The 23449-nt window shown below is 67.0% G+C and carries 25 protein-coding genes and 1 riboswitch; of the genes, 9 read left to right on the top strand and 16 right to left on the bottom strand.

The annotated features are described in order from the left end of the window. Positions 1-6 precede the first annotated feature (6 nt). Positions 7-423, bottom strand: coding sequence for an MGMT family protein (locus BMX78_RS01320; RefSeq protein ID WP_091415448.1), 417 nt, complete (start codon positions 421-423; stop codon positions 7-9). Positions 424-486: 63 nt separating this feature from the next. On the opposite strand from BMX78_RS01320, the gene BMX78_RS01315 reads away from it, so the two are divergent. From BMX78_RS01315 to BMX78_RS01300, 4 genes are all read left to right on the top strand, one after another. Continuing rightward, on the top strand, positions 487-1197 hold the full coding sequence (locus tag BMX78_RS01315) for a 3'-5' exonuclease (RefSeq protein ID WP_091415445.1): 711 nt from the start codon (positions 487-489) through the stop codon (positions 1195-1197). A gap of 321 nt (positions 1198-1518) precedes the next feature. Next, complete coding sequence (locus tag BMX78_RS01310) at positions 1519-2454, top strand: substrate-binding periplasmic protein (protein WP_091415443.1); 936 nt, start codon at positions 1519-1521, stop codon at positions 2452-2454. Positions 2455-2470: 16 nt separating this feature from the next. Then, on the top strand, positions 2471-3235 hold the full coding sequence (locus BMX78_RS01305) for an amino acid ABC transporter permease (protein WP_091415441.1): 765 nt from the start codon (positions 2471-2473) through the stop codon (positions 3233-3235). After that, positions 3232-3969 carry an amino acid ABC transporter ATP-binding protein gene (locus BMX78_RS01300; RefSeq protein WP_091415438.1) on the top strand — a complete coding sequence of 246 codons (738 nt, stop codon included), beginning with the start codon at positions 3232-3234 and terminating at the stop codon, positions 3967-3969. Before BMX78_RS01305 ends, BMX78_RS01300 begins: the two co-directional genes overlap by 4 nt. Before the next feature lie 157 nt (positions 3970-4126). Here BMX78_RS01300 and hemL read toward each other — a convergent pair whose 3' ends face one another. The 10 genes from hemL to hemE all read right to left on the bottom strand — a co-directional run bounded on the left by hemL (position 4127) and on the right by hemE (position 15309). Next, positions 4127-5458: a glutamate-1-semialdehyde 2,1-aminomutase gene (hemL, locus tag BMX78_RS01295; RefSeq protein ID WP_091415437.1), complete on the bottom strand. Its 1332-nt coding sequence runs from the start codon at positions 5456-5458 to the stop codon at positions 4127-4129. Positions 5459-5471: 13 nt separating this feature from the next. Continuing rightward, on the bottom strand, positions 5472-6563 hold the full coding sequence (locus BMX78_RS01290) for an LLM class flavin-dependent oxidoreductase (RefSeq protein ID WP_091415435.1): 1092 nt from the start codon (positions 6561-6563) through the stop codon (positions 5472-5474). After that, complete coding sequence (gene hemB / locus BMX78_RS01285) at positions 6563-7543, bottom strand: porphobilinogen synthase (protein ID WP_091415433.1); 981 nt, start codon at positions 7541-7543, stop codon at positions 6563-6565. The genes BMX78_RS01290 and hemB overlap by 1 nt, the downstream gene beginning before the upstream one ends. Positions 7544-7622: 79 nt before the next feature. Next, positions 7623-8510, bottom strand: a complete 888-nt coding sequence (locus tag BMX78_RS01280; RefSeq protein WP_091415431.1) for a uroporphyrinogen-III synthase — start codon at positions 8508-8510, stop codon at positions 7623-7625. A gap of 60 nt (positions 8511-8570) precedes the next feature. Beyond that, the gene (gene hemC / locus BMX78_RS01275) at positions 8571-9569 is read right to left on the bottom strand and encodes a hydroxymethylbilane synthase (RefSeq protein WP_091415429.1); all 999 of its coding nucleotides are present in this window, start codon (positions 9567-9569) and stop codon (positions 8571-8573) included. Further along, positions 9566-10858 (bottom strand): ferrochelatase, encoded by a 1293-nt coding sequence (locus BMX78_RS01270; RefSeq protein ID WP_091415426.1) that lies wholly within the window; start codon positions 10856-10858, stop codon positions 9566-9568. The genes hemC and BMX78_RS01270 overlap by 4 nt, the downstream gene beginning before the upstream one ends. Further along, the gene (gene hemQ / locus BMX78_RS01265) at positions 10855-11556 is read right to left on the bottom strand and encodes a hydrogen peroxide-dependent heme synthase (protein WP_091415425.1); all 702 of its coding nucleotides are present in this window, start codon (positions 11554-11556) and stop codon (positions 10855-10857) included. Before hemQ ends, BMX78_RS01270 begins: the two co-directional genes overlap by 4 nt. Positions 11557-11669: 113 nt before the next feature. Then, positions 11670-12683 (bottom strand): hypothetical protein, encoded by a 1014-nt coding sequence (locus BMX78_RS22670; RefSeq protein ID WP_139204855.1) that lies wholly within the window; start codon positions 12681-12683, stop codon positions 11670-11672. A 106-nt stretch (positions 12684-12789) separates the two neighbouring features. Beyond that, the gene (gene hemG, locus BMX78_RS01250; RefSeq protein ID WP_091415418.1) at positions 12790-14211 is read right to left on the bottom strand and encodes a protoporphyrinogen oxidase; all 1422 of its coding nucleotides are present in this window, start codon (positions 14209-14211) and stop codon (positions 12790-12792) included. A 3-nt stretch (positions 14212-14214) separates the two neighbouring features. Further along, positions 14215-15309, bottom strand: coding sequence for a uroporphyrinogen decarboxylase (gene hemE, locus BMX78_RS01245; protein WP_091415416.1), 1095 nt, complete (start codon positions 15307-15309; stop codon positions 14215-14217). 158 nt (positions 15310-15467) lie between these two features. Here hemE and BMX78_RS01240 point away from each other — a divergent pair, with 158 nt between their 5' ends. Next, the gene (locus tag BMX78_RS01240; protein ID WP_091415413.1) at positions 15468-16793 is read left to right on the top strand and encodes a glutamyl-tRNA reductase; all 1326 of its coding nucleotides are present in this window, start codon (positions 15468-15470) and stop codon (positions 16791-16793) included. 202 nt (positions 16794-16995) lie between these two features. Here BMX78_RS01240 and moeB read toward each other — a convergent pair whose 3' ends face one another. Continuing rightward, positions 16996-18195, bottom strand: coding sequence for a molybdopterin-synthase adenylyltransferase MoeB (gene moeB, locus BMX78_RS01235; protein ID WP_091415410.1), 1200 nt, complete (start codon positions 18193-18195; stop codon positions 16996-16998). Between the two features lie 84 nt (positions 18196-18279). Here moeB and BMX78_RS01230 point away from each other — a divergent pair, with 84 nt between their 5' ends. Genes BMX78_RS01230 through BMX78_RS01220 form a run of 3 tightly spaced genes read left to right on the top strand, consistent with a single transcriptional unit; the run spans position 18280 to position 19563 of the window. Further along, on the top strand, positions 18280-18945 hold the full coding sequence (locus BMX78_RS01230) for a TetR/AcrR family transcriptional regulator (protein WP_091415407.1): 666 nt from the start codon (positions 18280-18282) through the stop codon (positions 18943-18945). Between the two features lie 50 nt (positions 18946-18995). Next, complete coding sequence (locus BMX78_RS01225; protein ID WP_091415405.1) at positions 18996-19220, top strand: DUF3107 domain-containing protein; 225 nt, start codon at positions 18996-18998, stop codon at positions 19218-19220. 40 nt (positions 19221-19260) lie between these two features. Next, complete coding sequence (locus BMX78_RS01220) at positions 19261-19563, top strand: hypothetical protein (RefSeq protein WP_091415403.1); 303 nt, start codon at positions 19261-19263, stop codon at positions 19561-19563. Between the two features lie 76 nt (positions 19564-19639). Here BMX78_RS01220 and BMX78_RS01215 read toward each other — a convergent pair whose 3' ends face one another. The 4 genes from BMX78_RS01215 to BMX78_RS01200 all read right to left on the bottom strand — a co-directional run bounded on the left by BMX78_RS01215 (position 19640) and on the right by BMX78_RS01200 (position 22455). Then, positions 19640-19978 carry a 4a-hydroxytetrahydrobiopterin dehydratase gene (locus BMX78_RS01215; RefSeq protein WP_091415400.1) on the bottom strand — a complete coding sequence of 113 codons (339 nt, stop codon included), beginning with the start codon at positions 19976-19978 and terminating at the stop codon, positions 19640-19642. Between the two features lie 51 nt (positions 19979-20029). Beyond that, entirely contained in the window at positions 20030-20839 is an 810-nt protein-coding gene (locus BMX78_RS01210) for a thiazole synthase (protein ID WP_091415398.1), read from the bottom strand. 3 nt (positions 20840-20842) lie between these two features. Then, entirely contained in the window at positions 20843-21079 is a 237-nt protein-coding gene (gene thiS / locus BMX78_RS01205) for a sulfur carrier protein ThiS (RefSeq protein ID WP_091415395.1), read from the bottom strand. Continuing rightward, positions 21076-22455 (bottom strand): FAD-dependent oxidoreductase, encoded by a 1380-nt coding sequence (locus tag BMX78_RS01200; RefSeq protein ID WP_091415393.1) that lies wholly within the window; start codon positions 22453-22455, stop codon positions 21076-21078. The genes thiS and BMX78_RS01200 overlap by 4 nt, the downstream gene beginning before the upstream one ends. Continuing rightward, a riboswitch (TPP riboswitch) is annotated at positions 22448-22566 on the bottom strand. It overlaps the preceding gene by 8 nt. Before the next feature lie 27 nt (positions 22567-22593). On the opposite strand from BMX78_RS01200, the gene thiE reads away from it, so the two are divergent. Beyond that, on the top strand, positions 22594-23331 hold the full coding sequence (gene thiE, locus BMX78_RS01195; RefSeq protein ID WP_091415391.1) for a thiamine phosphate synthase: 738 nt from the start codon (positions 22594-22596) through the stop codon (positions 23329-23331). Positions 23332-23449 lie beyond the last annotated feature (118 nt).

Raw genomic sequence — 23449 nt, 5'->3', positions numbered from 1 at the left:
TTACTGTCACGCCGACATTCCATCATCAGCCACCGACAATTGCCGGAGCGCGCGCTCAAGCTGGGCCGCAATTGTGTCGATGTGCTCAAAGTCTCCATCATTCGGGGCCCATCGCGCAGCTGCCAGGTCCACGCGCCAGGAGCCTTCCCCCGTTCGCAGGTAGGCGTCATAAGCGCCGCGGAGGGGGGTTCCCTCCTGCCGGTACTGGCGGAGCGCTTCCGCACCATGGCCTTCGGGCGCGTGTCCGCTCGCTTTGAGGATCCGCCACCAGGGAACGCCACTGCCGTAGTGGCTCATAACCGAGCCAACCTGCCTGGGCCCGCCCGATCCCAGGAGTTCGGCGACGTCACCATACGAGACTGCGGACCCCGGCGGTACCAGCCGCACGATGGCCAATACCGCCTCCACATACTCAATCCGCATTGATCCAATCTATCGGCAGTGGCGCTCCCGGGAATTGTCGGCGGTCCCCCTTAGCGTGGATTCATGAGCACCTGGAACACCCTCCCCCGCGCAGCCTTCGACCTCGAAACCACCGGACGCAACTCGCGTGCGGCCCGAATTGTCACCGCATCTGTCACAGTGGTGGACCATAAGGGCGACGTCATCGCGGAGCATGAGTGGCTGGCGGATCCGGGCGTCGACATTCCCACCGAGGCCAGTGACGTCCACGGCATCACCACTGAGCAGGCCAGGCGCGACGGCCGGCCGGCCCATGAGGTGACCCAGGAACTTGCGGCCGTACTCCAGGCCCTGTTCGACGACGGCGTCCCCGTCATCGCGTTCAACGCCAGCTACGACTTCACCGTGCTCGCGGCCGAATCAGCCCGCTACGGGGTGCCGCAACTTACCCGGTTTCCGGTCCTGGACCCGTACATCATGAACAAGCACGTGGACCGCTACCGCAAGGGCAAGCGCACCCTCACGGCGTTGTGCGAAGAGTACGGTGTGGTCCTGGACAATGCCCACACGTCTGCTGCGGATGCCCTGGCAACACTGCGGGTCCTGGACGCCATGGCCGGCAAGTTTCCCAAACTCAGCATGCCGGCCAGTCAGCTGCACCAGCTTCAGGTGGATTGGGCTGTGAGCCAGGCCGAGGACTTCCAGGGCTACCTGCGCAAGACCAAACCCGCTGCCGTTATTGAGGGCGACTGGCCTGTACTCCCGCCGCAGGACGCCAGCACCGGCGGTTTTTAGCCAGGCCGGCCGATTCCCACAGAGATATCAGTCACATCGCTTCATAACCGGGCGGAATTCTTCACCTCAGGATTCGCTGGGCTGGCTGCTCTTAAAGCAGCTGCAAGCAGCTCGGAGAGTTTATCCGAACTTTATTCGGACTTTCTGCGCTCCTGGCTCCTGATTATTCAGCTCACGGTCGCAAATGGGCGAAGTGAGACAATTTAGTTTTGCGGTCACCCCTGCCCTGGCCCAGCTTGACCAGCACCGGGCAGGTGCCAGGCGCCACCAGCGCAGCCTTGCGGCCCGGTTGACTTATGACTCAATGAAAGCGACTACCTGATGAAAATCAAAGCGATGAAGTGGCTGACAACCGCTCCCGTGGCAATCGCCCTGGCGGTTTCCCTGGCAGCGTGCGGCTCAGGATCCGCCCAGCCGAGCGGCACCCCCACGGACGCCCTCGCCGGCAGTGACCAGCAGACGCTGGACAAATACACCACCGCCAGCGTTACCCCGGTGGACCAGATCGACAAGTCCAAGCTGGGCCTGAACACCGAAGGCAAGCTCGAGGTGGGCACCCTCTCGGACGCCCCGCCGAACATCTTCATTGACCCTTCCGGCAAGTTCACCGGCTACGACAACGAACTGCTGCGCGCCATCGCCGGCAAGCTCGGCCTTGAGGTCGAATTCGTTGCCACGGACTTCTCCGCCCTGCTCTCCCAGGTTTCCACCAAGCAGTTCGACGTCGGGTCCTCCTCCATCTCCACCACGGACGCCCGCCGCCAGAACGTTGGCTTCACCAACGGCTATGACTTCGGCTTCATGGCCGTGGTTGCCAAGACCGACAGCGGCATCAAGGGTTTCGCGGACCTGAAGGGCGATCTGCGCATCGGTGTGGTCCAGGGCACCGTCCAGGATGACTACGTCACCAACACCCTCAAGCTTGAGCCGATCCGTTTCCCGGACTACGCCACTGTTTACGCCAACGTGCGCAACGGCCAGGTGGACGCCTGGGTGGCCCCGTCGCAGCAGGCCACCGGCCAGGTCAAGGAAGGCGACGGCACCGCGATCGTCGAATCCGTCGTCAACACCCAGAACTTCACCGCCTACGCCGTGGCCAAGGACAACCAGCCGTTGATCGACGCGCTGAACTCCGGCCTGGACGCTGTCATCGCCGACGGAACCTGGACCAAACTGACCAAGGAATGGTACCCGGACCGCGAGATGCCGACTGACTGGAAGCCGGGCAGCAAGGCCGCCACGGTTCCCCAGAGCTGATTGAGCCGGGACGTTTATGGATCTCTTGGACCAGCTGGCTGACACCTTCTTCAACTGGGAGGAAATGGCCAAAGTCATTCCCGCCCTGCTCATGGTGGGCTTGCCCAACACCCTGATCCTGGCCGTTGCCTCCGGCATCCTCGGCTCCCTGCTGGGGCTGGGGCTGGCCATGATGGGTATCTCACGCAATGCGGGAGCCCGTTGGGTGGCACGCATCTACACCGACATCTTCCGCGGCCTCCCGGCCATCCTGGTGATCCTGGTGATCGGGATCGGGCTTAGCCCCATTGCCCGGGAAATCACCGGGTCCCGGAACCCTTACCCGCTGGGCATCCTTGCCCTGACGCTGATCGCCGCCGCCTACATTGGTGAGATCTTCCGCTCCGGCATCCAGAGCGTGGAGAAAGGCCAGTTGGAGGCCTCGCGGGCGCTGGGTTTCAGCTACGGCAGTTCGATGCGCCTCGTGGTGGTGCCGCAGGGCATCCGGCGGGTCCTTCCCGCGCTGGTGAACCAGTTCATCTCGCTGCTCAAGGATTCCTCGCTGGTGTTCATGCTCGGCCTCGCAGCTTCCGACCGGGAAATCTTCCGGATCGGCAATGACGCCATGGCCAACACGGGCAACCTCTCACCGCTGGTGGCAGCCGGTGTGCTGTACCTGATCCTGACCGTCCCGCTCACCCACTTCGTGAACTTCATCGACAACCGGCTGCGTACCGGCAAGCCGGAAAAGAAGGAACCGGATGAGCTGGCGGCACCTATCGGCAAGGGGGCACAGGCATGACGGACTTCGCTTCCGGAACCCTGACCGGCAAGAACCTGCACCTCTCGTTCGGGCACAACCACGTCCTGCGCGGCATTGACCTGCACGTGGAGAAGGGCACCACAGCCTCCGTGATCGGCCCGTCCGGTTCCGGCAAATCCACGCTCCTTCGGGTGATGAACCGGCTGATCGAGCCGGACCAGGGCGATATCCTCCTCGATGGCCGTTCGGTCCTCAAGGACAATCCGGATGAGCTCCGGCAGCGGATCGGCATGGTGTTCCAGCAGTTCAACCTGTTCCCGCACAAGACGGTGGTGGACAACGTGTCCCTGGCGCTGCGGAAGCTGCGCAAGCTGTCCAAGGACCAGGCCCGCGCCGAAGCCCTGGAGCAGCTGGACCTGGTGGGCCTGAAGCACAAGGCTGAAGCCCGTCCGGCGAACCTCTCCGGCGGCCAGCAGCAGCGCGTTGCCATCGCCCGCGCACTGGCCATGAAGCCGGAAGTGATGTTCTTTGACGAGGCCACCTCCGCGCTGGACCCGGAACTGGTCAAGGGCGTCCTGGCGCTGATGACCGACCTCGCGAAGGGCGGCATGACCATGGTGGTGGTGACCCACGAAATGGGCTTCTCCCGCAATGTGTCGGACACCGTGACATTTATGGACGCCGGCGTGGTGGTGGAGTCCGGTCCGCCCGAGAAGATCTTCAGCGCCCCGGAAACCGAGCGCCTCAGGGGCTTCCTCTCGGACGTCCTGTAACTCCTTAAGCATCAAAGGAAAATCCCCGGTCGCGGAATGCAACCGGGGATTTTTATTTCCGCGAGATGGCATTTAACGGCAGTTCCACGTGCCGGCATTGCCGTAAAGTGCCATCTCGCGGAGTTTAAGCGGACGACGGCGGGACTCGCCGGGGTCCCTACCCCTGGGCGGCTGCGGCAGCCTTTGCCGCGGCGGGAAGGGCGTCGAAGATCCGGTTCATGGCGGCGTCGTCGTGCGCGGCGGACAGGAACCAGGCTTCGAAGACGGACGGCGGCAGGTAGACGCCGGATTCCAGCATGGAGTGGAAGAACGGCGCGTACCGGAAGGCTTCCTGCGCCTGGGCGTCGGCGTAGTTGTGGACGCCGTGGGCGGAGGTGCCGAACGCCACCGAGAACAGGTTTCCGGCGAACTGGATGGAGTGGTCCACACCGGCGGCGTCCAGGGCATTGGACAGCGCCGAGGACAGCTCCAGCGAGCGGACGTCAATGAAGGAGTAAACGTCACGCGTGGCGTGGGTCAGCGTGGCCACGCCGGCGGCCATCGCCACCGGGTTTCCGGACAGGGTGCCTGCCTGGTACACGGGGCCTGTGGGGGCGAGGTAGTCCATCACGTCGGCACGCCCGCCGAGGGCCGCCGTCGGCATTCCTCCGCCGATGACCTTGCCGAAGGTAAGCAGGTCCGGCGTCCACGGCTCGGCAGCGTCCGACGCCCCGCCCGTGAGGCCCCAGTAGCCCGAGTACCCGGTGCGGAATCCAGTGAGGACCTCGTCGACGATGAGCAGCGCTCCGTGTTCCCGGGTGATCCTGGACAGGCCCAGGTTGAAGCCTTCTTCAGGTGTTACTACGCCCATGTTGGCCGGCGCGGCCTCGGTGATCACGGCAGCGATGTTGGGCCCGTGGGTGGCGAACGCTTCCTTGACGGCCGCGAGGTCGTTGTACGGCAGCACCAGGGTTTCCGCGGCCGTAGCTTCGGTAACACCGGCGGAACCGGGCAGGGCGAGGGTTGCCACGCCCGAGCCGGCAGCGGCGAGCAAGCCGTCCAGGTGGCCGTGGTAGCAGCCGGCAAACTTGATGATGAGGTTCCGGCCGGTGAAGCCGCGGGCAAGCCGGACAGCCGTCATGGTGGCTTCGGTGCCGGTGGAGACCATCCGGAGGCGTTCAACGGCGGGTACGCGCTCTTTGACGATTTCCGCCAGGTTGGCCTCATCAGGCGTTGACGCGCCGAAGGAGAGCCCGCGGTCCACGGCGGCGTGGACGGCCTCCAGCACTGCCGGGTGCGCGTGGCCGAGCAGCGCCGGGCCCCACGAGCAGACCAGGTCCACGTATTCCTTGCCGTCGGCGTCGGTCAGGTACGGGCCTTTGGCGGAAACCATAAAGCGCGGCGTTCCGCCAACGGACCCGAAGGCGCGGACCGGGGAGTTGACCCCGCCCGGCATCAGCTGGCGGGCGCGGTCGAAGAGTGCCTCGTTGCGAGGATTGCTGGAAGTCATGGTTCCTATTCTCTCAGTTTGCCGGCTGGTTATCGGCGGCCAGCAGTTCAGCCACCCGGGGCATCACCTGCGTACCCAGCAGCTCGATGGAGCGCATCATCGCCGAGTGCGGCAGGGGGCCGTTGCTGTACTTGAAGTCGAAGCGGTCAACGCCCAGGTTCTGCTTGAGCTGGACAATTTTTTGCGCCACCGTATCCGGCGAACCGACATAGAGGGCACCCTCCGGAGCGCACAGGGCCTCGAACTCGCCCCGTCCGGCGGGTCCCCAGCCGCGTTCGGCTCCGAGTTTGTTCCGCAGCTTCAGCCAGTGCGGGAAGAGTTCCTCCCGGGCCTGTTCGTCGGTCTCAGCCACATGCCCCGGGGAGTGCGTGGCTATTTGCTGCATGGGGTGGCCGTATTTGGCCATGGCTTCCCGGTACAGGTCCACCAGGGGCCGGAAGCCGCGCGGCTGCCCACCGATGATCGCGAAGATAATTGGGTAGCCGTACTGCGCGCAGCGGAGCACGGACTCAGGGGTTCCGCCCACGCCGATCCAGGTGGGCAGCAGGTGGTGTTCCAGGGGCGGGTATACGCTCAGGCCGGCGAGGGCGGGCCTGGTGCGGCCTTCCCAGTGCACCGGCTGCTGTGCCCGGACCTTGTCGAACAGCTCGAGCTTCTCCTCGAACAGGACCTCGTAGTCGGCAAGGTCCAGTCCGAACAGCGGGAAGGATTCGATGAATGAGCCCCGCCCCAGCATTACCTCGGCCCGGCCGTTGGAGAGCGCGTCCACGGTGGAGAAGCGCTGGAACACCCGGATGGGATCGTCCGAGCTCAGCACCGTAACGGCCGATCCGAGGCGGATCCGGGTGGTCCGGGCCGCGGCTGCCGCCAGGAAGACCTCGGGCGCTGATACCGCGTAGTCCTTGCGGTGGTGCTCCCCCACACCAAAGGCGTGAAGTCCGACGGCGTCCGCCAGTTCCACCTGTTCCAGCAACTGGCGCAGCACCCGGGCATGCGGCTGCGGGCTGCCGTCCGGGTTCTCGCCAACGTCGCCGAAGGTGTTCAACCCCAGCAGGATCCGCTGCGGGCCCACCGGCGCTGTGGGGCTGGCCGGGACTTCAGTCATCAGGACTCCTTCAGCCAGCCAGCGAGCTCAGCGGCCCAGTAGGTCAGGACCATGTGGGCCCCGGCGCGGCGGATGCCCAGCACCGATTCGGTGATGGCCGCGCGGCGGTCGATCCAGCCGTTGGCAGCGGCGGCTTCGATCATGGCGTACTCCCCCGAGATCTGGTAGGCGGCCACGGGGACCGGGCTCATGGCGGCCACGTCGGCAACGATGTCCAGGTAGCTCATGGCCGGCTTCACCATCACCACGTCCGCTCCCTCGGCGAGGTCCAGTTCCACCTCCCGGAGGGCTTCGGTCCGGTTGCCGGCGTCCATCTGATAGGTCCGCCGGTCACCCTTGAGCTGCGAGTCCACAGCTTCCCGGAACGGACCGTAGAAGGCCGAGGCGTACTTGGCGGCGTAGGCAACAACCGAGGTGTTGGTGTGCCCGGCCTGGTCCAGCGCTGACCGGATGGCGGCCACCTGGCCGTCCATCATTCCGGAGGGGCCCAGCATGTGGGCGCCGGCGTCGGCCTGGGCCACTGCCATCCGGGCGTAAATTTCAACGGTACGGTCGTTGTCCACGTAGCCGTCGGCGTCCAGCACCCCGCAGTGCCCGTGGTCCGTGAACTCGTCCAGGCACACGTCGCTCATGATCACCAGGTCATCGCCGACCTCCGCCCGGACATCCCGGATGGCCTTGTTCAGGACCCCCTCAGGATCCAGGGAGGCGGTCCCCTCCGCGTCCCGGGTTTCGGGGATGCCGAACAGCATGATTCCGCCCAGGCCCAGCTCAACGGCTTCCGCCGCGGCCCGTTTCAGCGTGTCAGTGGTGTGCTGCACAACGCCCGGCATGGACGTGATCGGGTTGGGCTCAGCCAGGCCTTCACGGATGAACGCGGGAAGGATCAGCTCGGCCGGCGCCAGCCGTGTTTCAGCGGTCAGCCGGCGCATGGCGGGAGTAGTGCGCAGGCGGCGGGGGCGTTGGCTCGGAAATGTCATGTTCGACGTCCTTCACGTTGTCTGTGGAAAGTGTTTGTACCCGCTGGCGGATGTCCGCAACCTGCGGCTCACCCCGCCGTCATCCCGGGGCGAGCGCCGTCTCGACGGCGGCTACCAGCCCCTGCGGCGTGGGCTCTGCGGCGATGGCCGCCACGGGAAGGCCAAGCGCGGCGGCCTGTTCCGCCGTCGACCGTCCAATGGCCACCAGCCGGCAGCCGTGCAGCGGCGAGAGCCCATGGATCCGCCGCACCGCGCTGGGCGAGGCGGCCACCACGGCGTGAATTTGTCCGGCTTCGATTTCAGCGGCCGCTGCTTCCGGCGCCAGCAGGGAGTACGACGGCGGCACCTGGCCGGGTCCCCCGTCCTCCGCCGGGATGGCGAGCCTCCGCTCCGCTGCCGCCGGGTAATCAACAGTCCGGTAGGCGGTAACCGCCGTGACGAGGCAGCCTGCCGCCGTCAGCCCTTCGGCGAGCCGGGCCGGTGCGATGTCCGCCTGGGGCAGCAGGACCTTCCCGGCACCGGCCGGCCATACTTCAAGGAGCCCCGCCGCAGATTGTTCGTCCCTGGGCGTCAGTTCCACCGGCAGGCCGGCACTTTCCAGGAGGTTCCGGGACGCCGGCCCCACGGCTGCGATCCGGGTGCCGGCAGGAATCCACTGCCGCAGGCTGAGGCCTCGTTCGGCCGCCTTGGCCAGGAGGACATGGACTGTGGTGGCGCTGGTGACCACCAGCCAGTCGAAGGCACCGGCGCCCAGTGCATCGCAGGCCACGTCCAGTGAATGCTGGTCCGCGGCGCGTTCGAAGTCGATCAGCGGCAGCAGCACCGCCTGCGCGCCGGCCTCCTGAAGGGCCGCCACAAGAGGCAGCGAACGTTCCGGGCTGCGGGTGATCAGGACCCGCACCCCATCAAGCGGCTTGCCAGCTGGCGTGCCGGGACCGGAACCACTGCCTGATGCGCTTGCGGGCATACTCATGCCTCCTCTGGAAGGGGATTCCTGACGGGGCGGAAAAGCAGTCGCATGGCGGGCTCAGGAAGCCTGCAGGTCTGCGATATCGGCGGCACCGCCGGCCAGGAGGACCTCGGCGAGTTCGATGCCCAACAAGGTGGCGCCCACTTCCGTCAGGCCGTCGGTCGCCCGCTTGTCCCTGACCGAAGCAGTGCCGTCCACGGCGCACACTACGGCTTCGAGGTGGAGCATGCTGCCCTTGCGGTAGGCGTACGCGCCCACAGGTGCCGCGCACCCTGCCTCGAGGCGGGCCAGCAGTGCGCGTTCGGCAGTGACAGCCAGCCGGGTGTCCGGATCATCCAAGGCGGCCAGTGCCTGGGCCAGGACTTCCTTGGAGCCTTCTGCAGAGCCCGGCCGGGGCGGGGCGTCGGCGGTGCGGCACTCGATGGCAAGCGATCCCTGGCCGGCGGCGGGCAGCATGACGTCTGGTTCGAGGAATTCGCTGACGGCGTCCAGCCGGCCGATGCGTTCCAGTCCGGCTGCGGCCAGTACTACAGCATCGAGATCGCAGGACTTTCCCGGAACCACCTCGGAAGTGGCGTTGCCCGGCAGCCCGGGGACCCTGCCCAGGCGGGTGTCCACGTTGCCGCGGATGTCCTTGATGTCCAGGTCCGGGCGGGCGGCGCGGAGCTGGGCGGCCCGGCGGGGTGAACCCGTCCCTACCGTCGCTCCGGACGGGAGATCGGCAAGCTTGAGCCCGTCACGGGCGCACAGGACATCGCGGACGTCCACCCGCTTCGGGGTGGCCGCCAGGCTGAGCCCCACGGCGGCGCCGGTGGGCAGGTCCTTGAGTGAGTGGATCGCCACATCGCACTCGCTGCGCAGCAGCGCGTCGCGCAGGGCGGCGACGAAAACGCCGGTGCCGCCCATCTGCGACAGGGAACCGGTGAGGACATCGCCGTCGGTCCTGATGTGGACGAGCTCCACCGGGAAGCCTCCGACGGCGGCCAGCTGGTCCGCCGTCTGCTGCGTCTGGGTGAGTGCAAGTTTGCTGGCGCGGGTTCCAATGCGGACCGTCACTGCTGCGGCGCTCCCCCGGCAGTATTGGAAGCGGCGGCGCCTGCCTGGCCGGCTGCGGCTTCACCCGGGTACGGATCGTGGCCCGTCCCCACGGTGGTGTCCGCACCGGCGATGGTTGGCTTTTCGCCGCGGAAGTTTGCGCAGCAGCCTGGCCGGCAGACGTCGTACCAGGGCCCGAGGGACGTGACGGCAGGACGTTCACTGATGTTGTTGGCCACCGTCCGCTCTGAAATCAGGTCCACGAGGCCGTTGACGAACTTGCGGTGTGTGCCGGGTGTGGGCACGCGGGTGGCGGCAAGGCCAAGGTTGGCGCAGGTTTCCAGGGCTTCGGTATCCAGGTCCCAGACGACTTCCATGTGGTCGCTGACAAACCCGAGCGGCACAATAACAATGCCCTTCACGCCCTGCCCGGCCAATTCCTCGATGGCGTCGTTGATGTCCGGCTCCAGCCAGGGCACGTGCGGGGCGCCGGAACGGGACTGGTACACCAGGGACCACGGCGCAGTGAGGCCGGATTCCGCTTCGACACGCTGCATTACTGCGGCACCGGTGGCCAGATGTTGGGCCACGTAGGCCGAACCCTCGTCGAATTCGCGCGGTTCGCCCTCTGACCGGCCTGCAGCCTCGGCGTCCCGGGTGGGGATGGAGTGGGTGGCAAACAGGATCTGGACCGGCGCGTCCGGGGTGCCGGCGGCGGCGAGCTGCTCGCGGACGGAGGCCAGGCCGGCGGCGGTGCCTTCGATGAAGGGTTCCACGAAGCCGGGGTGGTCGAAGTACTGGCGCACCTTGTCCACCTCGAGCCTGCCGTCCAGGCCGGTTTCGGTCAATGCCATGCCGATGTCCTCGCGGTATTGGCGGCAGCTGGAGTAACAGGAGTAGGCACTCGTGGTGACCATCAGCAGGCGGCGGTGCCCGGCGTCGTACGCATCCTGGAGGGTCTGCGGGATGTACGGTGCCCAGTTGCGGTTGCCCCACAGCACGGGAAGGTCGATTGCCCGGGCGGACAATTCTGCCTCGAGGGCCGCCTTCAGTTCACGGTTCTGCTGGTTGATGGGGCTGATGCCGCCATTGGCGCGGTAGTGGTGTGACACTTCCTCGAGCCGCTCGTCCGGGATGCCGCGGCCGCGGGTGACGTTGCGGAGGAACGGGATGACGTCCTCCTGGCCCTCGGGCCCGCCGAAGGAGGCCAGCAGGACGGCGTCGTAGTTCTTCGGCGCCATCCGTCCTGCCTCGGTGACGGGGTTCACGGCCGTAACTTCGGCCGGTTCACGCGCCTCGAGCGGGCTCATGCCAGCACCTCGGCGACCTCGGCGGCGGAAATGCGGCGGCCGGTGTAGAACGGGATTTCCTCGCGGACATGGTTGCGTGCCTCGGTGGCGCGCAGGTGGCGCATCAGGTCCACCAGGTCCACCAGGTCGGGCGCCTCCAGCCCCAGGATCCACTCCCAGTCGCCCAGGGCGAAGGAGGAAACGGTGTTGGAGATGACCTGCGGGAAGTCGCGGCCCAGCAGCCCGTGGTCGCGGAGCATCTTGCCGCGCTCGGCCTCGGGCAGGATGTACCACTCGTAGGACCGGACGAACGGGTAGACGCAGAGCCATTCGGCCGGCGCAACGCCCCGGGAGTACGCCGGTGTGTGGTTCTTGGCAAACTCGGCTTCGCGGTGCACGCCCATGGCGGACCATACGATCTCGGTTCCGGCGAAGAGCGTGCTGCGGCGGATGTCCCGGATGGCCTGCTGAAGGGCTTCGGGCTTGGGACCGTGGAGCCAGACCATCACGTCCGCGTCTGCACGCATTGCGGATACGTCGTAGCTGCCGCGGTGTGTCACGCCGCCCTGGGCCAGCCGTTCCAGCAGCACTTCGAAGTCGGCGGCAGCGTCAGCGCTGCGGATCAGGGTTTCGGAGCGCTTGAAGACCGTCCAGAGGGTGAAGAACTGCTCGGCTGATTCTTCGGTTTTAGTGACAGATTCGGCAGAAGTGTGGCTCATGGTTACAAGTTTGCCCCTTCGTACCCGCCAAGTCGAAACCAGCGAGTTCTACACAGCGTAGAAGTGCTTAAAGTCACATGCCCGCCCGTTTCCCTCCGGGCCGAGGGCCGGTCCTACGGATTCCGCAGGCGGAAAAAGACCAGCCCCGCAGCCCCGGCCACTCCCACCAGTCCCGAGCCGAGCCAAACCAGTGCACTCTTGGGCTCGGCCTGAGTATTCAGCTCTGCGTTGCTCCGCACGCTGCTGGCCTGGGTGGCTCCAGCATAGGACGGCGTCCACTTCGAATCGGGCTGCGGCACTGCATAGAGCGGCGCCTGCGCGGCTGTTGCCGCGCTGGAGGCAGTTCCTGCGGGTGCTTCGGTTCCGGACTGACCGTTGGAGGCCCCCGGAAGGTCTGCCTGGCCCGATCCGGCCGGGCTGCGCTGCTCTGCCGTGGCACCCGCCGAAGCCGCCGGCGTTTCCTGTGCATCCGAAGCTTGCCCGCCGGCGGCCGGCAAGGCAGGGGCAGCCGCTGACGGGGTGGCAGCAGCCGGCGTCCCTGGTGCCGTGGTTCCGGCGGCGGAAGATGCCGGGGCGGAGGTCTGGGCCGGGGAAGCGGGAGACGCAGAAGGTCCCTGCGGCGCGGCGGAGCCCGAAGGAGCGGACGTGGCAGGCCTGGTGGCGGTCGGAGTGCTGGACGTTGAAGCGTCCGCCGTCGGGACGGGTGAGGGCTTAGTGGTAGTAGCCGGCGCCGACCTCAGATTGGGCGACAGTGTGGCGGTGATGGCCGGAAGGAGCGCCGAGGGAACGGCCGAGACCGAAGCGGAGGCAGTGGCCGCCGGAGGTGCATCAGGGGTGTCGTGACCAAGAGCGCTGCGGCTCTTGTCGCGGTTCCGCCCGGCTGCGTCCCCTCGCGCCTCGGCAGACTGCGCCGTCAGCGGGACCACCAGAGGCAGGGATGCGGTGTCCACGGCCGGAGCCGCAGGGTCACCGGGATCGCCTGTTCCTTCCGTGGCTTGGGACGCCGGGACGCCTGTGGACAGAACCAGTACCGCTCCGATTGCAGCGGCTGCAGCGCCGCGCCGGATTCCCCCATGGATACCAGTCCGGGACATTGAAAGCTCGGACTTGTGTTGAACCATAGTCATCGACCCTAACGATGCCGCGAGGGGAAATGAAAGCCGGCGAAAGCCCGGCACGGCGGCCACCGGGAGGTCCGTGAAAGGGACTCGCCGGGCTGACCAGTAACAACGTTCAGGCAGTGAGCTTCCGGATCTGGTCTTTTGTGTCGGACACCACTGCGGCGAGTCCGTTGCCCGCTACCCAGCCACCCACCAGGGCCAGGCGGCCGGCTGCGGTGCAGGCTTTCCGGATCGCGTTCACCCGCGCACGGTGTCCGACGGCGGCAAACGGCAGGGAGCCGGGCCACCGGACAACGTCCCAGTCCACAACGTCCTGCCGGCTGATCCCAACGCCCAGCAGCGCCGAAGCGTCCATCAGCGATGCGGCCAGGAGCTCGTCATCGGTATCAAGGCCGGCGCCCTGGTTCCCCGTCCCCTCGACGCGCCCATAGGAGAGCCGAAGGACATGCCGTCCGGGTCCCGCAGCCTCCGCGAGCCAGTCCCATTTGCCGGTCGCGTGCGTCAGGGCCTTGGCCCGGACGCCAGGGGTCTGCGGCGCAACGAGGATGCCGGTACCCCGCGGGCGGCTGTCCAGGTCAGGCTTGTCCAGTACCAGCGTGACAAGCTGCACGTCTGGCCCCGAGCCCGGCTTCTTGCCCGCGATGGCGGGAACTGCTGGCTCCAGCAGGCCGACGGCGGCCGGACCATCGACGGCAACTGCCAGCAGGCCGGCGTCGTACGTCTTTCCGGCGGCCTCCACGCGCCAGCCTTCCGATGTCCTGGCTACGGACACAGCACGTGTGCCGGTCAGGAGCGTGACGTCCCGGGCTCGGAGATCGCCGACCAGCGCGGTGACCAAGGTGTGCATGCCGCCTTCCAGGCCGGCGACGGCGGAACCTGCCTTGGCGGGTCCGGCACTGTTGCGCCGTTGGGCGGCGACGGCGGCGGCCAGCGAGCCGTGCTTGCGGAGTCCGTCCCGGAGTCCCGGTGCCACCATGTCGACGTCGAGCAGGGCGGGATCGGCTGAGTGGACGCCTCCCACTACCGGCGCCACGAGTCGTTCCAGGACACGCCCGCCCATCCTTGCCTTCACCAGCGCGGCTACGCTCACAACCTCCGCGGCCGCGCCTGCGGAGGCGGGAAGGATCCGGTCCAGCGACGCCCGCAGGGAACCAAGCAGTCCCAGGCTGCGGCGCACTTCCGGATCCCACGGGTTGGCGGGGATGCCCAGGACCCCTGTTTTGGGAAGTTCACGGGGACCATCCGGCAGCTGCACCCAGGCGCCGCCGGGCCGGGGCTGGACAATCCGGCTGGAAAGGCCGAGTTCGCCGGCCAGGGCGGCGACGGCGTCGGAGCGGGTGGCGAAGGATTCGGCCCCGCTGTCCAGGGTGAGGCCGGCCACTATATGGCTGCCCACGCAACCACCCCACTCCCGGCCCGCTTCAAGAACCGTTACCCGGTGCCCGGCAGCGGCGAGTTCCCGGGCGGACAGCAGCCCCGAGATCCCCCCGCCCAGCACCAGGGCGTCCGCGGTCCCGGCGGAGTTGGCGTCCACGATTTACTCCGGGGAGATGGAGTGGATGAGCTCTACAACCCGGGTCAGGACGGCAGGGTCGGTTTCCGGAGGGACGCCGTGACCAAGGTTCAGGACGTGGCCCGGCGCCCCTGAGCCGGCCTTGATGACAGCTCTCACGTGGGCCTCGAGGATCTCCCACGGGGCGGACAACAGGGCGGGGTCGATGTTTCCCTGCAGGGGTACGGACCCGCCCAGCCGCCGGTTGGCCTCATCCAGGGGGAGGCGGTAGTCGACCCCCACCACGTCCACGCCCACATCGCGCATGGCCACCAGGAGCTCGGAGGTTCCGGTGCCGAAGTGGATCAGCGGCGCGCCAAGGTGCCGCACATGGTCGAGGGCACGTGCGGATGCAGGGGCTACGTACTTGGTGTAGTCGGCCAGGCCCAGGGAGCCCGCCCAGGAGTCGAAGAGCTGACCGGCGGAGGCGCCCGCCTCGAGCTGGGCCCGGAGGAACATGCCGGATGCGTCAGCCGCCCAGTTGGCCAGCGCGCTCCAGGCTTCGGGGTCAGCATGCATCATGGTCCGGGGGCCAAGGTGGTCCCGGGAGGGCTTGCCTTCCACCATGTAGGCCGCCAGCGTGAACGGTGCCCCGGCGAAGCCGATCAGTGGTGTCTTGCCGAGTTCGGCCACCGTGAGACGCACAGCTTCCCGGATGGGTTCCAGTGCCTCCCAGGTCAGCTGGGGCAGGGCGGCAACGTCCGCCGCTGTCCGCACCGGCTTGTCCAGGACCGGTCCCACACCCGGAACGATGTCCACGCCAACGCCGGCCAGCTTGAGCGGAATAACGATGTCGGAGAAGAAGATGCCGGCATCGACGTCATGGCGGCGGACCGGCTGGAGCGTGATTTCCGACGCCAGTTCCGGGCGGAGGCAGGAGTCCAGCATGGCGATGCCTTCGCGGACCTTCAGGTATTCCGGAAGGGAGCGCCCTGCCTGCCGCATGAACCAGACGGGGCGCCTGGACGGCTTGCCGCCCCGGTAGGCCGTAATCAGCGGCGAGTCAGCCGTGCGGCCGTCCATGAGCGGATGGTCTGCGGCGAGCGCGCCGGCAGCGGACATGGCAGGGCTGGAAGTCATGCCTCCGATTGTGCCCAATAACGGCGTCAAAAGATAACGACAGGCTGTCACGCTAAAGCCCACTGCCCGCCCCGTGTCAGGAATCACAGGCCCCGGCTGCCGCTCCCGGGCCGGACAGTTGTTCTACCGCGGAACGAAAAAGCTATGATTGACCTGCTGTGGTTCTTTTTTCATTGGTGGCTACACACGCCGACATCGATCTTGAGACCGTTGCTCAGTTGAGCAACGGTGCTTCGGAGATCGCCACATCCGCCCTCTCCGGATCGCCGGCAGTGACGGGTGCGGTTGTCCTTGCCACCTGCAACCGGTACGAAATCTACGGTGAGGCCCCCCATCCGGACGATGTGGAAGCCGCACGCGCCGCCCTCGTTGCCCAGATCAGCGAAGCCAGTGGACTGAGCGAACCGCTCGTCTCGCGCTCCTTCAGTACCCGTACGGGCCCCGAAGTCACCCAGCACCTCTTCGCAGTGAGCGCCGGACTGGACTCGGCCGTCGTCGGAGAACGCGAGATCGCCGGCCAGGTGCGGCGCGCCCTCATCACAGCGCAGCACGAAGGCACCGCCAGTTCGGGCCTCGTCCGGCTGTTCCAGGCCGCATCCAAGACGGCCAAGGATGTGGGCGCCCAGACTGCCCTCGGATCCCGGGGCCTGTCCATCGTCTCGGTGGCCCTGGACCTCGCCACCGATCTTTCCGAAAACCCTGACTGGACCACCAAAAAGGTGGTGGTCTTCGGGACCGGAGCCTATGCCGGTGCCACCATGGCGCTGCTGCGTGAGCGCGGCTGCACCGACATCTCCGTTTTCTCCTCATCCGGCCGCGCCGAAGGCTTTGTGGCCACCCGCGGGGGCACCGCTCTGGACGAAGAGTCTCTGCGGCCTGCCGTGGCCGCCGCGGACGTGATGATCGGCTGCAGCGGTTCGGATACCCGGGTTGAGGCCGACGAACTGGCCCTGGTCCGTGCGGATTCGCCCCAGCCGCTGATCGCCATTGACCTCGCCCTTACCCACGACTTTGACCCCGGCGTCGGGGAGTTGGACGGCGTGGAGCTGCTGACCCTGGAGTCTGTGCGCCTTGCCGCGCCGCAGGAACAGGCAGAGTCCCTGGCCCAGGCAAGCGGCATCGTCAGCGGCGCTGCCAAGGCCTTCGAGCAGGAGCGGGAGGCCCGGTCCGTCGACTCCGCGATCGTTGCCCTGCGGCGGCACACCATGAACGTGCTCGACGCCGAAATGGAGAAAGTCCGCGCCCGGCACGGCTGCACCGCAGCTGCCGAAGAAGTGGAGTTCGCCCTCCGCCGCATGGTCAAGCAACTGCTTCACGTCCCCACCGTCCGCGCCCGCGAACTGGCCGCCAACGGCCAGCAGGACGAATACGTGGCCGCGCTGGAAGCGCTCTACGGCATCACCGTTGAGCAGCCCGCGGCCCGCGCAGTCCCCCAGGCGGAGTGCCCGGTGGACCACAGTGACATCGGCCGCGAAACGGCCTGACCGCCCCGCCCGCCCCGGGTAACCCTCTCTCACCTAATGCGCCTTTTTTACCAACGCTCGCTCACTTGATGCGCTCTCTTCAGCGATCCTCTCTCACTTTCCTGAGGAAAGTGAGAGAGCGTCCCTCGAAAGGGCACCTTAAGTGAGAGGGCGTTCCTAAAAAGCAAGCGTTAAGTGAGAGAGCGTTGCTGGTTTGGGGGCCTCAGTAGACGGGCTTGTGGGGTTCCACGTCGCGCACCCAGGCGAGGATGCCGCCGTCGAGATGGCTCACCCGCTGGTAGCCCGCCTTCTGTGCCGCGGCCAGCACGTTAGCTGACCGGGTGCCGGCTTTGCAGTGGAACACAATCTCTTTGTCCTGCGGAAGGTCATTCCACGCCTCGCCGGCCAGGATCCGGCCCTGTGGGATCAGCGTGGCGCCGTCGATCCGGACGATGTCGTACTCCCCCGATTCCCGCACATCCACCAGTTCGAAGTCCTTCAGCCCCGCCTTGCGTGACGCCAGCATGGTGGCCAGTTGCGTGGCCGTGACGGTGTGTTCGGTATCCGACGGGGCCGCCGGCGTGATGCCGCAGAAGGCCTCGTAATCCGTCAGCTCCGTGATGGGCGCGGCCGCGGGGTCCTTGGACACTCGGATCTCGCGCCAGCTTCCGCCCAGGGCGTCAAAGAGTGCCACGCGGCCCAGCAGTGAACGTCCGACGCCGGTGATCAGCTTTACTGCCTCCGTCACCATCAGCGATCCCACGGCGGCGCAGAGCATGCCGAACACGCCACCCTCGCCGCACGAGGGCACGGAGCCCGCCGGCGGCGCCTCCGGGTAGAGGTCGCGGTAGGTGGGACCATGCTTCTCCCAGAAGACACTCACCTGGCCGTCGAACCGGAAGATGGAACCCCAGACGTAGGGCTTGCCCAGGATGGCGGCGGCATCGTTGACCAGGTAGCGGGTGGCGAAGTTGTCGGCGCCGTCCAGGATCAGGTCATAGTCTGCGAACAGCTCCAGGGCATTGGCGGCATCGAGCCGGACATCGTGCAGCCGGACGTCCACCAGGGGGTTGAGGGCGGCAATGGAATCCCGTGCCGACTCGATTTTGGGCCGGCCCACGTCCGCTACGCCATGGATGACCTGGCGCTGCAGGTTGCTGAGGTCAACGGCGTCGTCGTCGATGATGCCCAGGGTCCCCACTCCGGCCGCGGCGAGGTACAGCAGCGCCGGTGACCCCAGCCCGCCGGCACCTATCACCAGCACCTTTGCATTCTTGAGCCGCCGCTGCCCCAGCGCGCCGATCTCGGGAATGATGAGGTGCCGCGAGTAGCGTTCCACCTCGGCAGCAGTCAGCTCACCGGCCGGTTCAACCAGCGGATCCAGTGAAACTGTTGAAACATTTGCGGTGAATGTCGAAGCCATACTTCAATGTATGCCCCGGGATACCGCCGGGTCATATTACCCCGAAGTAGAGTGGGGGTAACAGCAAGGGAAAGAAGGACAACTGTGGTCCATGAAGCACGGGCCGGCCGCCCGTCCGCAGCCGAACCGCACACCGCCCCGCGCCCCGCCGGGCAACGGTCCGCCCGGCTTCCCAGGGACGAAAGACGCGCACAGCTCCTTTCCGCAGCACAGGAAGTTTTTGTGGCCAATGGCTACCACGGAGCGGCCATGGACGAGATCGCAGAGACCGCCCACGTCAGCAAACCCGTCCTCTACCAGCACTTCCCTTCGAAGCGTGAACTGTACCTGGCCCTGCTGGAAAGCCACCTGGCGTCCCTGACCGAGCTGATGCTGGGGGCCCTGAACTCCACCACGGACAACGATGAGCGCGTCCAGGCCGTCATGCGGGCCTATTTCCAGTTCATCGCCAATGATGACCAGGCCCACCGGCTGGTGTTCGAATCGGACCTGATCAATGATCCCGATGTCAGCTCGCGGCTCGAAACCTTCAACCGGACCTTCGCCGATGCCATTGCCCGCGTCATCGCCGAAGACACCAAACTTCCGCATCTGGAAGCCGAACTGCTGGGCCGGGGGCTTGCCGGCATGGCCCAGGTTAGTGCGCGTTACTGGCTCGAAACGGATGGAAACCTGGACCTCGATGTGGCCAGCGACCTCATTTACCGTTTAGCTTGGCGCGGAATCTCTCGCTTCCCCAAAGAGTCCTAGACTACAAATAAGACATAACCGAGAAACGTGAACTGGCTGGGAGGCCCCCTGTGGAAGTAAAGATCGGCGTTCAGAACGTTGGCCGCGAAATTGTGCTCGAGTCAAACGAGGACGCAGACTCCGTGGCCAAGGTTGTCGAGGAAGCCATCAGCAACGGCGGTGACCTGCGCCTCAAGGATGACAAGGGACGCCTGATCATTGTTCCCGGCAAGGCCCTGGCATACGTGGAAATCGGCGCCGAAGAACAGCGCCGCGTAGGTTTCGGCCAGTTCTAGCCGCTGCCGTCCGGGCAGGGCGGTTATTCCGAGGAGGGCCATGCTTTCGCTGACCATCGTGGTGCTGGTGACAGCCGCCGCAGGTTTCATCGTCTGGGCCAACGACAAACGCCACACTAAGTACGGCGTTGGCCTGCCCGCCGGCGTTGCAGTTGGCGTGGGAGCGTTGAGCTGGATCATCTTGATGGCTGCCGGTTTCGGCTACCGTCCGGGGCTGACCTGGTTGCCGTGGGTCCTGCCCATGGTGCTCGGAGCAGCGGCGGCCGTGGCTGCAGTCATCTTCCTGGGCCGCGTCCGGGCCAAGCGGGATCTGGAGCGGCTCACCGCGATCCTGCGGCTCTGACCGGCCGAACCCCAAAGTAAACGCCTGTGACCACTGCCCTGGGCAGTGGTCACCGGCGTTTAAGCGCGCGGCATGATCAGGCGGCTGCTGGATGCTTCGCGGGCTCGGCAACGGCATGGACCGCGGCAGCGGCCTCACTGACTGCCTCAGCCGCCCCGACGTCGCGCGCGGTCACCTCTCCCCCGGCGTCATGGGAGGTATAGCGGAGGAACACCCTGTTGTACCGCCAGTCCAGGTCCGGGTGGTGGTTTTGTTCCTCGGCCAGGCGTCCGACGGCGGCAATCAGCTCAAGGGCCGCAGCCGACGTCGGCACTTTGTACACGGTGAGGAGGGCGCCGTTGTGGTAGCGCCAGTCGGGCAGGACGGCCAGTGCGTCCTCGAGCCGCTCGGGGGAAAGAACGTCGTTGCCGGCCATGACTGCTCCTTTGTTCCGTAGCGCTGGCCGGCAGCCCGATCGCTGGAAGGGCTACAGGAACTCGGCCCGGCCTTCCATGGCCGACGACGCCAGTGCATGTTCGCGGCGCGGTATCCTGCCGGCCGCTTTCGCCAGCCTACCGGCGATCACCGCGTGTTTGAAGGCCTCCCCCATGAGGGCAGGATTCTGGGCCCGGGTCACCGCCGTGGCCAGCAGGACAGCGTCGCAGCCCAGCTCCATGGCCAGGGCCGCATCCGAGGCAGTGCCGATGCCCGCATCCAGGACAACCGGGACCGAGGCCCGGGACACGATCAGTTCGATGTTGTGCGGGTTCAGGATGCCCAGGCCGGTACCGATGGGCGCGCCGAGCGGCATCACCGCAGTGGCCCCGAGGTTCTCGAGCCGGAGGGCAAGGACAGGATCATCGTTGGTGTAGGCGAACACTTTGAAGCCCCGGTGGACCAGCTGTTCCGTGGCGTCCACCAGTTCGACGGCGTCCGGCAGGAGCGTCTGCTCGTCCGCGATGACTTCCAGTTTCACCCAGTCGGTTTCCAGTGCCTCACGGGCCAGCTCGGCCGTGAGCACGGCGTCCCGGGCGGTGAAGCAGCCGGCGGTGTTGGGCAGCACGCGGATGCCGTGGTTCACGAGCAGCTGGAACAGAGAGCCTGTCTCCGCCGTCGAATAGCGGCGCATGGCAACCGTGGTCAGGCTTGTCCCTGAGGCGAGCAGCGCAGCGCCGAGGCCGTCCATGCTGGGTGCGCCCCCGGTGCCCATGATGAGCCGGGATTCCAGTTCGACGCCGTCAATGACCAGCGGATCGTGGAGCGCGGCAGAGGCCGCAGCAGTGATGGTTTCGCTCATGGGTCAGCCTCCCTGCACAGCCGTGACGAGTTCGACCTCGTCGCCGTCCGCGAGCGCAGTAGCGAACCACTGGCTGCGCGGAACTACCTGGGCGTTGTGCGCCACGGCCACACCGAGCTTCTGCCCATCCGTGGCCTGCCCGTCTGCACCGAGGGGACGGCCGGTGACCTGGCTGACGAGCTGCGTGATGGAAGCACCATCCGGCACGGGGTGCGGGGTTCCGTTCAAGGTGATGTTCATACTGATTCCTTTGTGGGCGGTTGGTGGCTCAGGCGGCCGGTTGGGAAGAGGGTAGTCGCGGCGGGTGTGGCATTGAAGCGGGCCGGGTTAAAGGGTGCCCAGCGGGGATCCTCGCGGCCGTCCAGGAGGTCCCGGCAGATGGCGGCTGCGGCCGGCGTCAGGTGGACGCCGTGGCGGAAGAACCCGGTGGCCACGATGAGACCGGGGACGTGTCCGGCCTGTCCCGCAATGCCGTGCGTTGTGGGCACGCGCCCCAGCAGCGGGGCATTGTCCGGGGTTCCGGGCCGGGCGCGGGCGGTGCATTCCAGCAGTTCGAGTTCGGCGACGGCGGGAACCAGCACCTGCGCGTCGCGCAGGAGTTGGTAGACGCCACCGGCGGAAACGGCATGCGCAGTAGCCGGCGCGTCTTCGCGCTGGGTTGCCCCAATGACCACAGTGCCGTCCCGCCGGGGAACGATGTACACCGGAACGCCGCGGACCAGTCCGCGGACGGTGGATGTCACCAACGGCTGCAGGTGCCGGGGCACGGCAAGCCGCAGGATATCCCCGTAGACAGGCCGCAACGGAAGGTGCAGACCCTCCGGAAGGGACTCAAGTTCTGCCGCGTGCAGGCCATTGGCCACCACCGTTTCGCGTGCCAGCACGGTTCCGCCACCGGCAAGCCGCAGGCCGGCAACAGCCCCGTCCTGCCACAGCAGCCCTCGTGCTTTGTCCGGCACCGAGTAGCCGTCGACGGCGCCGGCTACTGCTGTGCTGCCGCCCCCGGTCCTGCCGTTGGCACCTTCGTCCCGGGTTCCTTTCACGCGGCAGCTGCCTTGGCCGGCGAGCGCGCGCCGGAGGCAGTCCACCAGCAGCCTTGGATCCACCTGGTGGTCGGCCGGGGTATCCAGCGCGCACGCGATCGCCGGGCTGAGCAGTGGCTCCCGTTGACGGGCTTCGCGGACGGTGAGCGGTTCCACGGTGAGTCCGTTGGCCTGCTGCACCGCGCGCAGGTCCATCAGCGCGCGGCGGTCGGCAGCGTCGGCACCCACGGCGAGGGTCGGCGTCGTGATGTATCCCGGATCAGCCCCCGATGCTGCCCGGAGCCCGGCAACAAAATCGGGCCACCGCGTCGAGCTGTCCAGCATCAGCTCCAGGAGGCCCTCCTCCTGGTAGTGCAGTTCGCTGACGGGAGCGAGCATTCCGGCGGCTGCCCAGCTGGCCCCGGAACCCGGTGCGTCGTCGATGAGCACCACGGAACGCCCGGAGCGTTGCGCCTCCCAGGCGATACCGTGGCCGATCACTCCGCCGCCTATGACGGCGACGTCAGCCTGGATGGTGCTGCCCGCAGGTGTGGACGGTTTTTCCAGTAAGCCCGGATTGGACGGTGCGCCCATGTGTCTCCTTCCCTACGCCGGTACTAGCCGGATCAGGTCAAGCGGTCGGCTCTGACGCCCTCTCAGCCCGGCGCTTTGTGACAGCTGCCGCGGGCTCCCGCAGTACGAGGCAAGTGTAGAGGAACTAGGCTTGCCCCCATGAATGTGTCCCACACTCCTGCCGCCGGCACCGATGTCCTCAGCACCACCAAAATCAGCAACGGCCTCAGCTCCGCTCGCCTGTATCTCTGCACGGATGCCCGCAAGGACCGCGGCGATTTCGGGCAGTTCGTGGATGCCGCTTTTGCCGGCGGCGTGGACATCATCCAGCTCCGGGACAAGACCATTGAGGCCGCGGAGGAACTGGAACTCCTGGCCGTGCTGAAGGAAACCGCGGAGCGCCACGGCCGCCTGTGGGCTGTCAATGACAGGGCTGACATTGCAGTGCTGTCCGGCGCGCCGGTGTTCCACATCGGCCAGAAGGACCTTCCCCTCGCTGCCGCGCGCACCCTGCTCAACGGCAACGCAGCCATCGGACTGTCCAGCCATGCACCGGAGCAGGTGGACGCGGCCCTTGCGGCAGCGGCCGGACCCGCGGGGCTGGACTACTTCTGCGTGGGCCCCGTATGGGCAACGCCCACCAAACCAGGCCGGGCCGCCGTCGGGCTTGAACTGGTGAAGTACGCTGCCGCGGCTGCGGGTTCCGCTTCGCAGGAAGGACAGGCCGACGGCGGTGTCCCCTGGTTCGCCATCGGCGGCATCGACCACAGCAACGTTGAGCAGGTAGTGGAAGCAGGCGCCCGCCGCATTGTGGTGGTACGGGCCATCACGGAAGCCGACGATCCGGCAGCCGCCGCCGCATCGCTCCTCGCGGCCTTGGACGCCCCCGGTTCCTGAGGCTGTCCGGTCTCCGGCGATACGGTTCACTGACCATCCGGTCCGCTGACGCCCGCTACCCTGCTTTTACCGTGCGCCCTTCCCGGCCCCGATGCCTGCATTATCGCCGGAATTCGAG

It is taken from the genome of Arthrobacter sp. OV608, from assembly GCA_900110595.1.
Classification (GTDB): Bacteria; Actinomycetota; Actinomycetes; order Actinomycetales; family Micrococcaceae; genus Arthrobacter.
The sequence above is the reverse complement of the archived record's forward strand: the minus strand, read 5'-3'. Positions and strand labels throughout refer to the sequence as shown.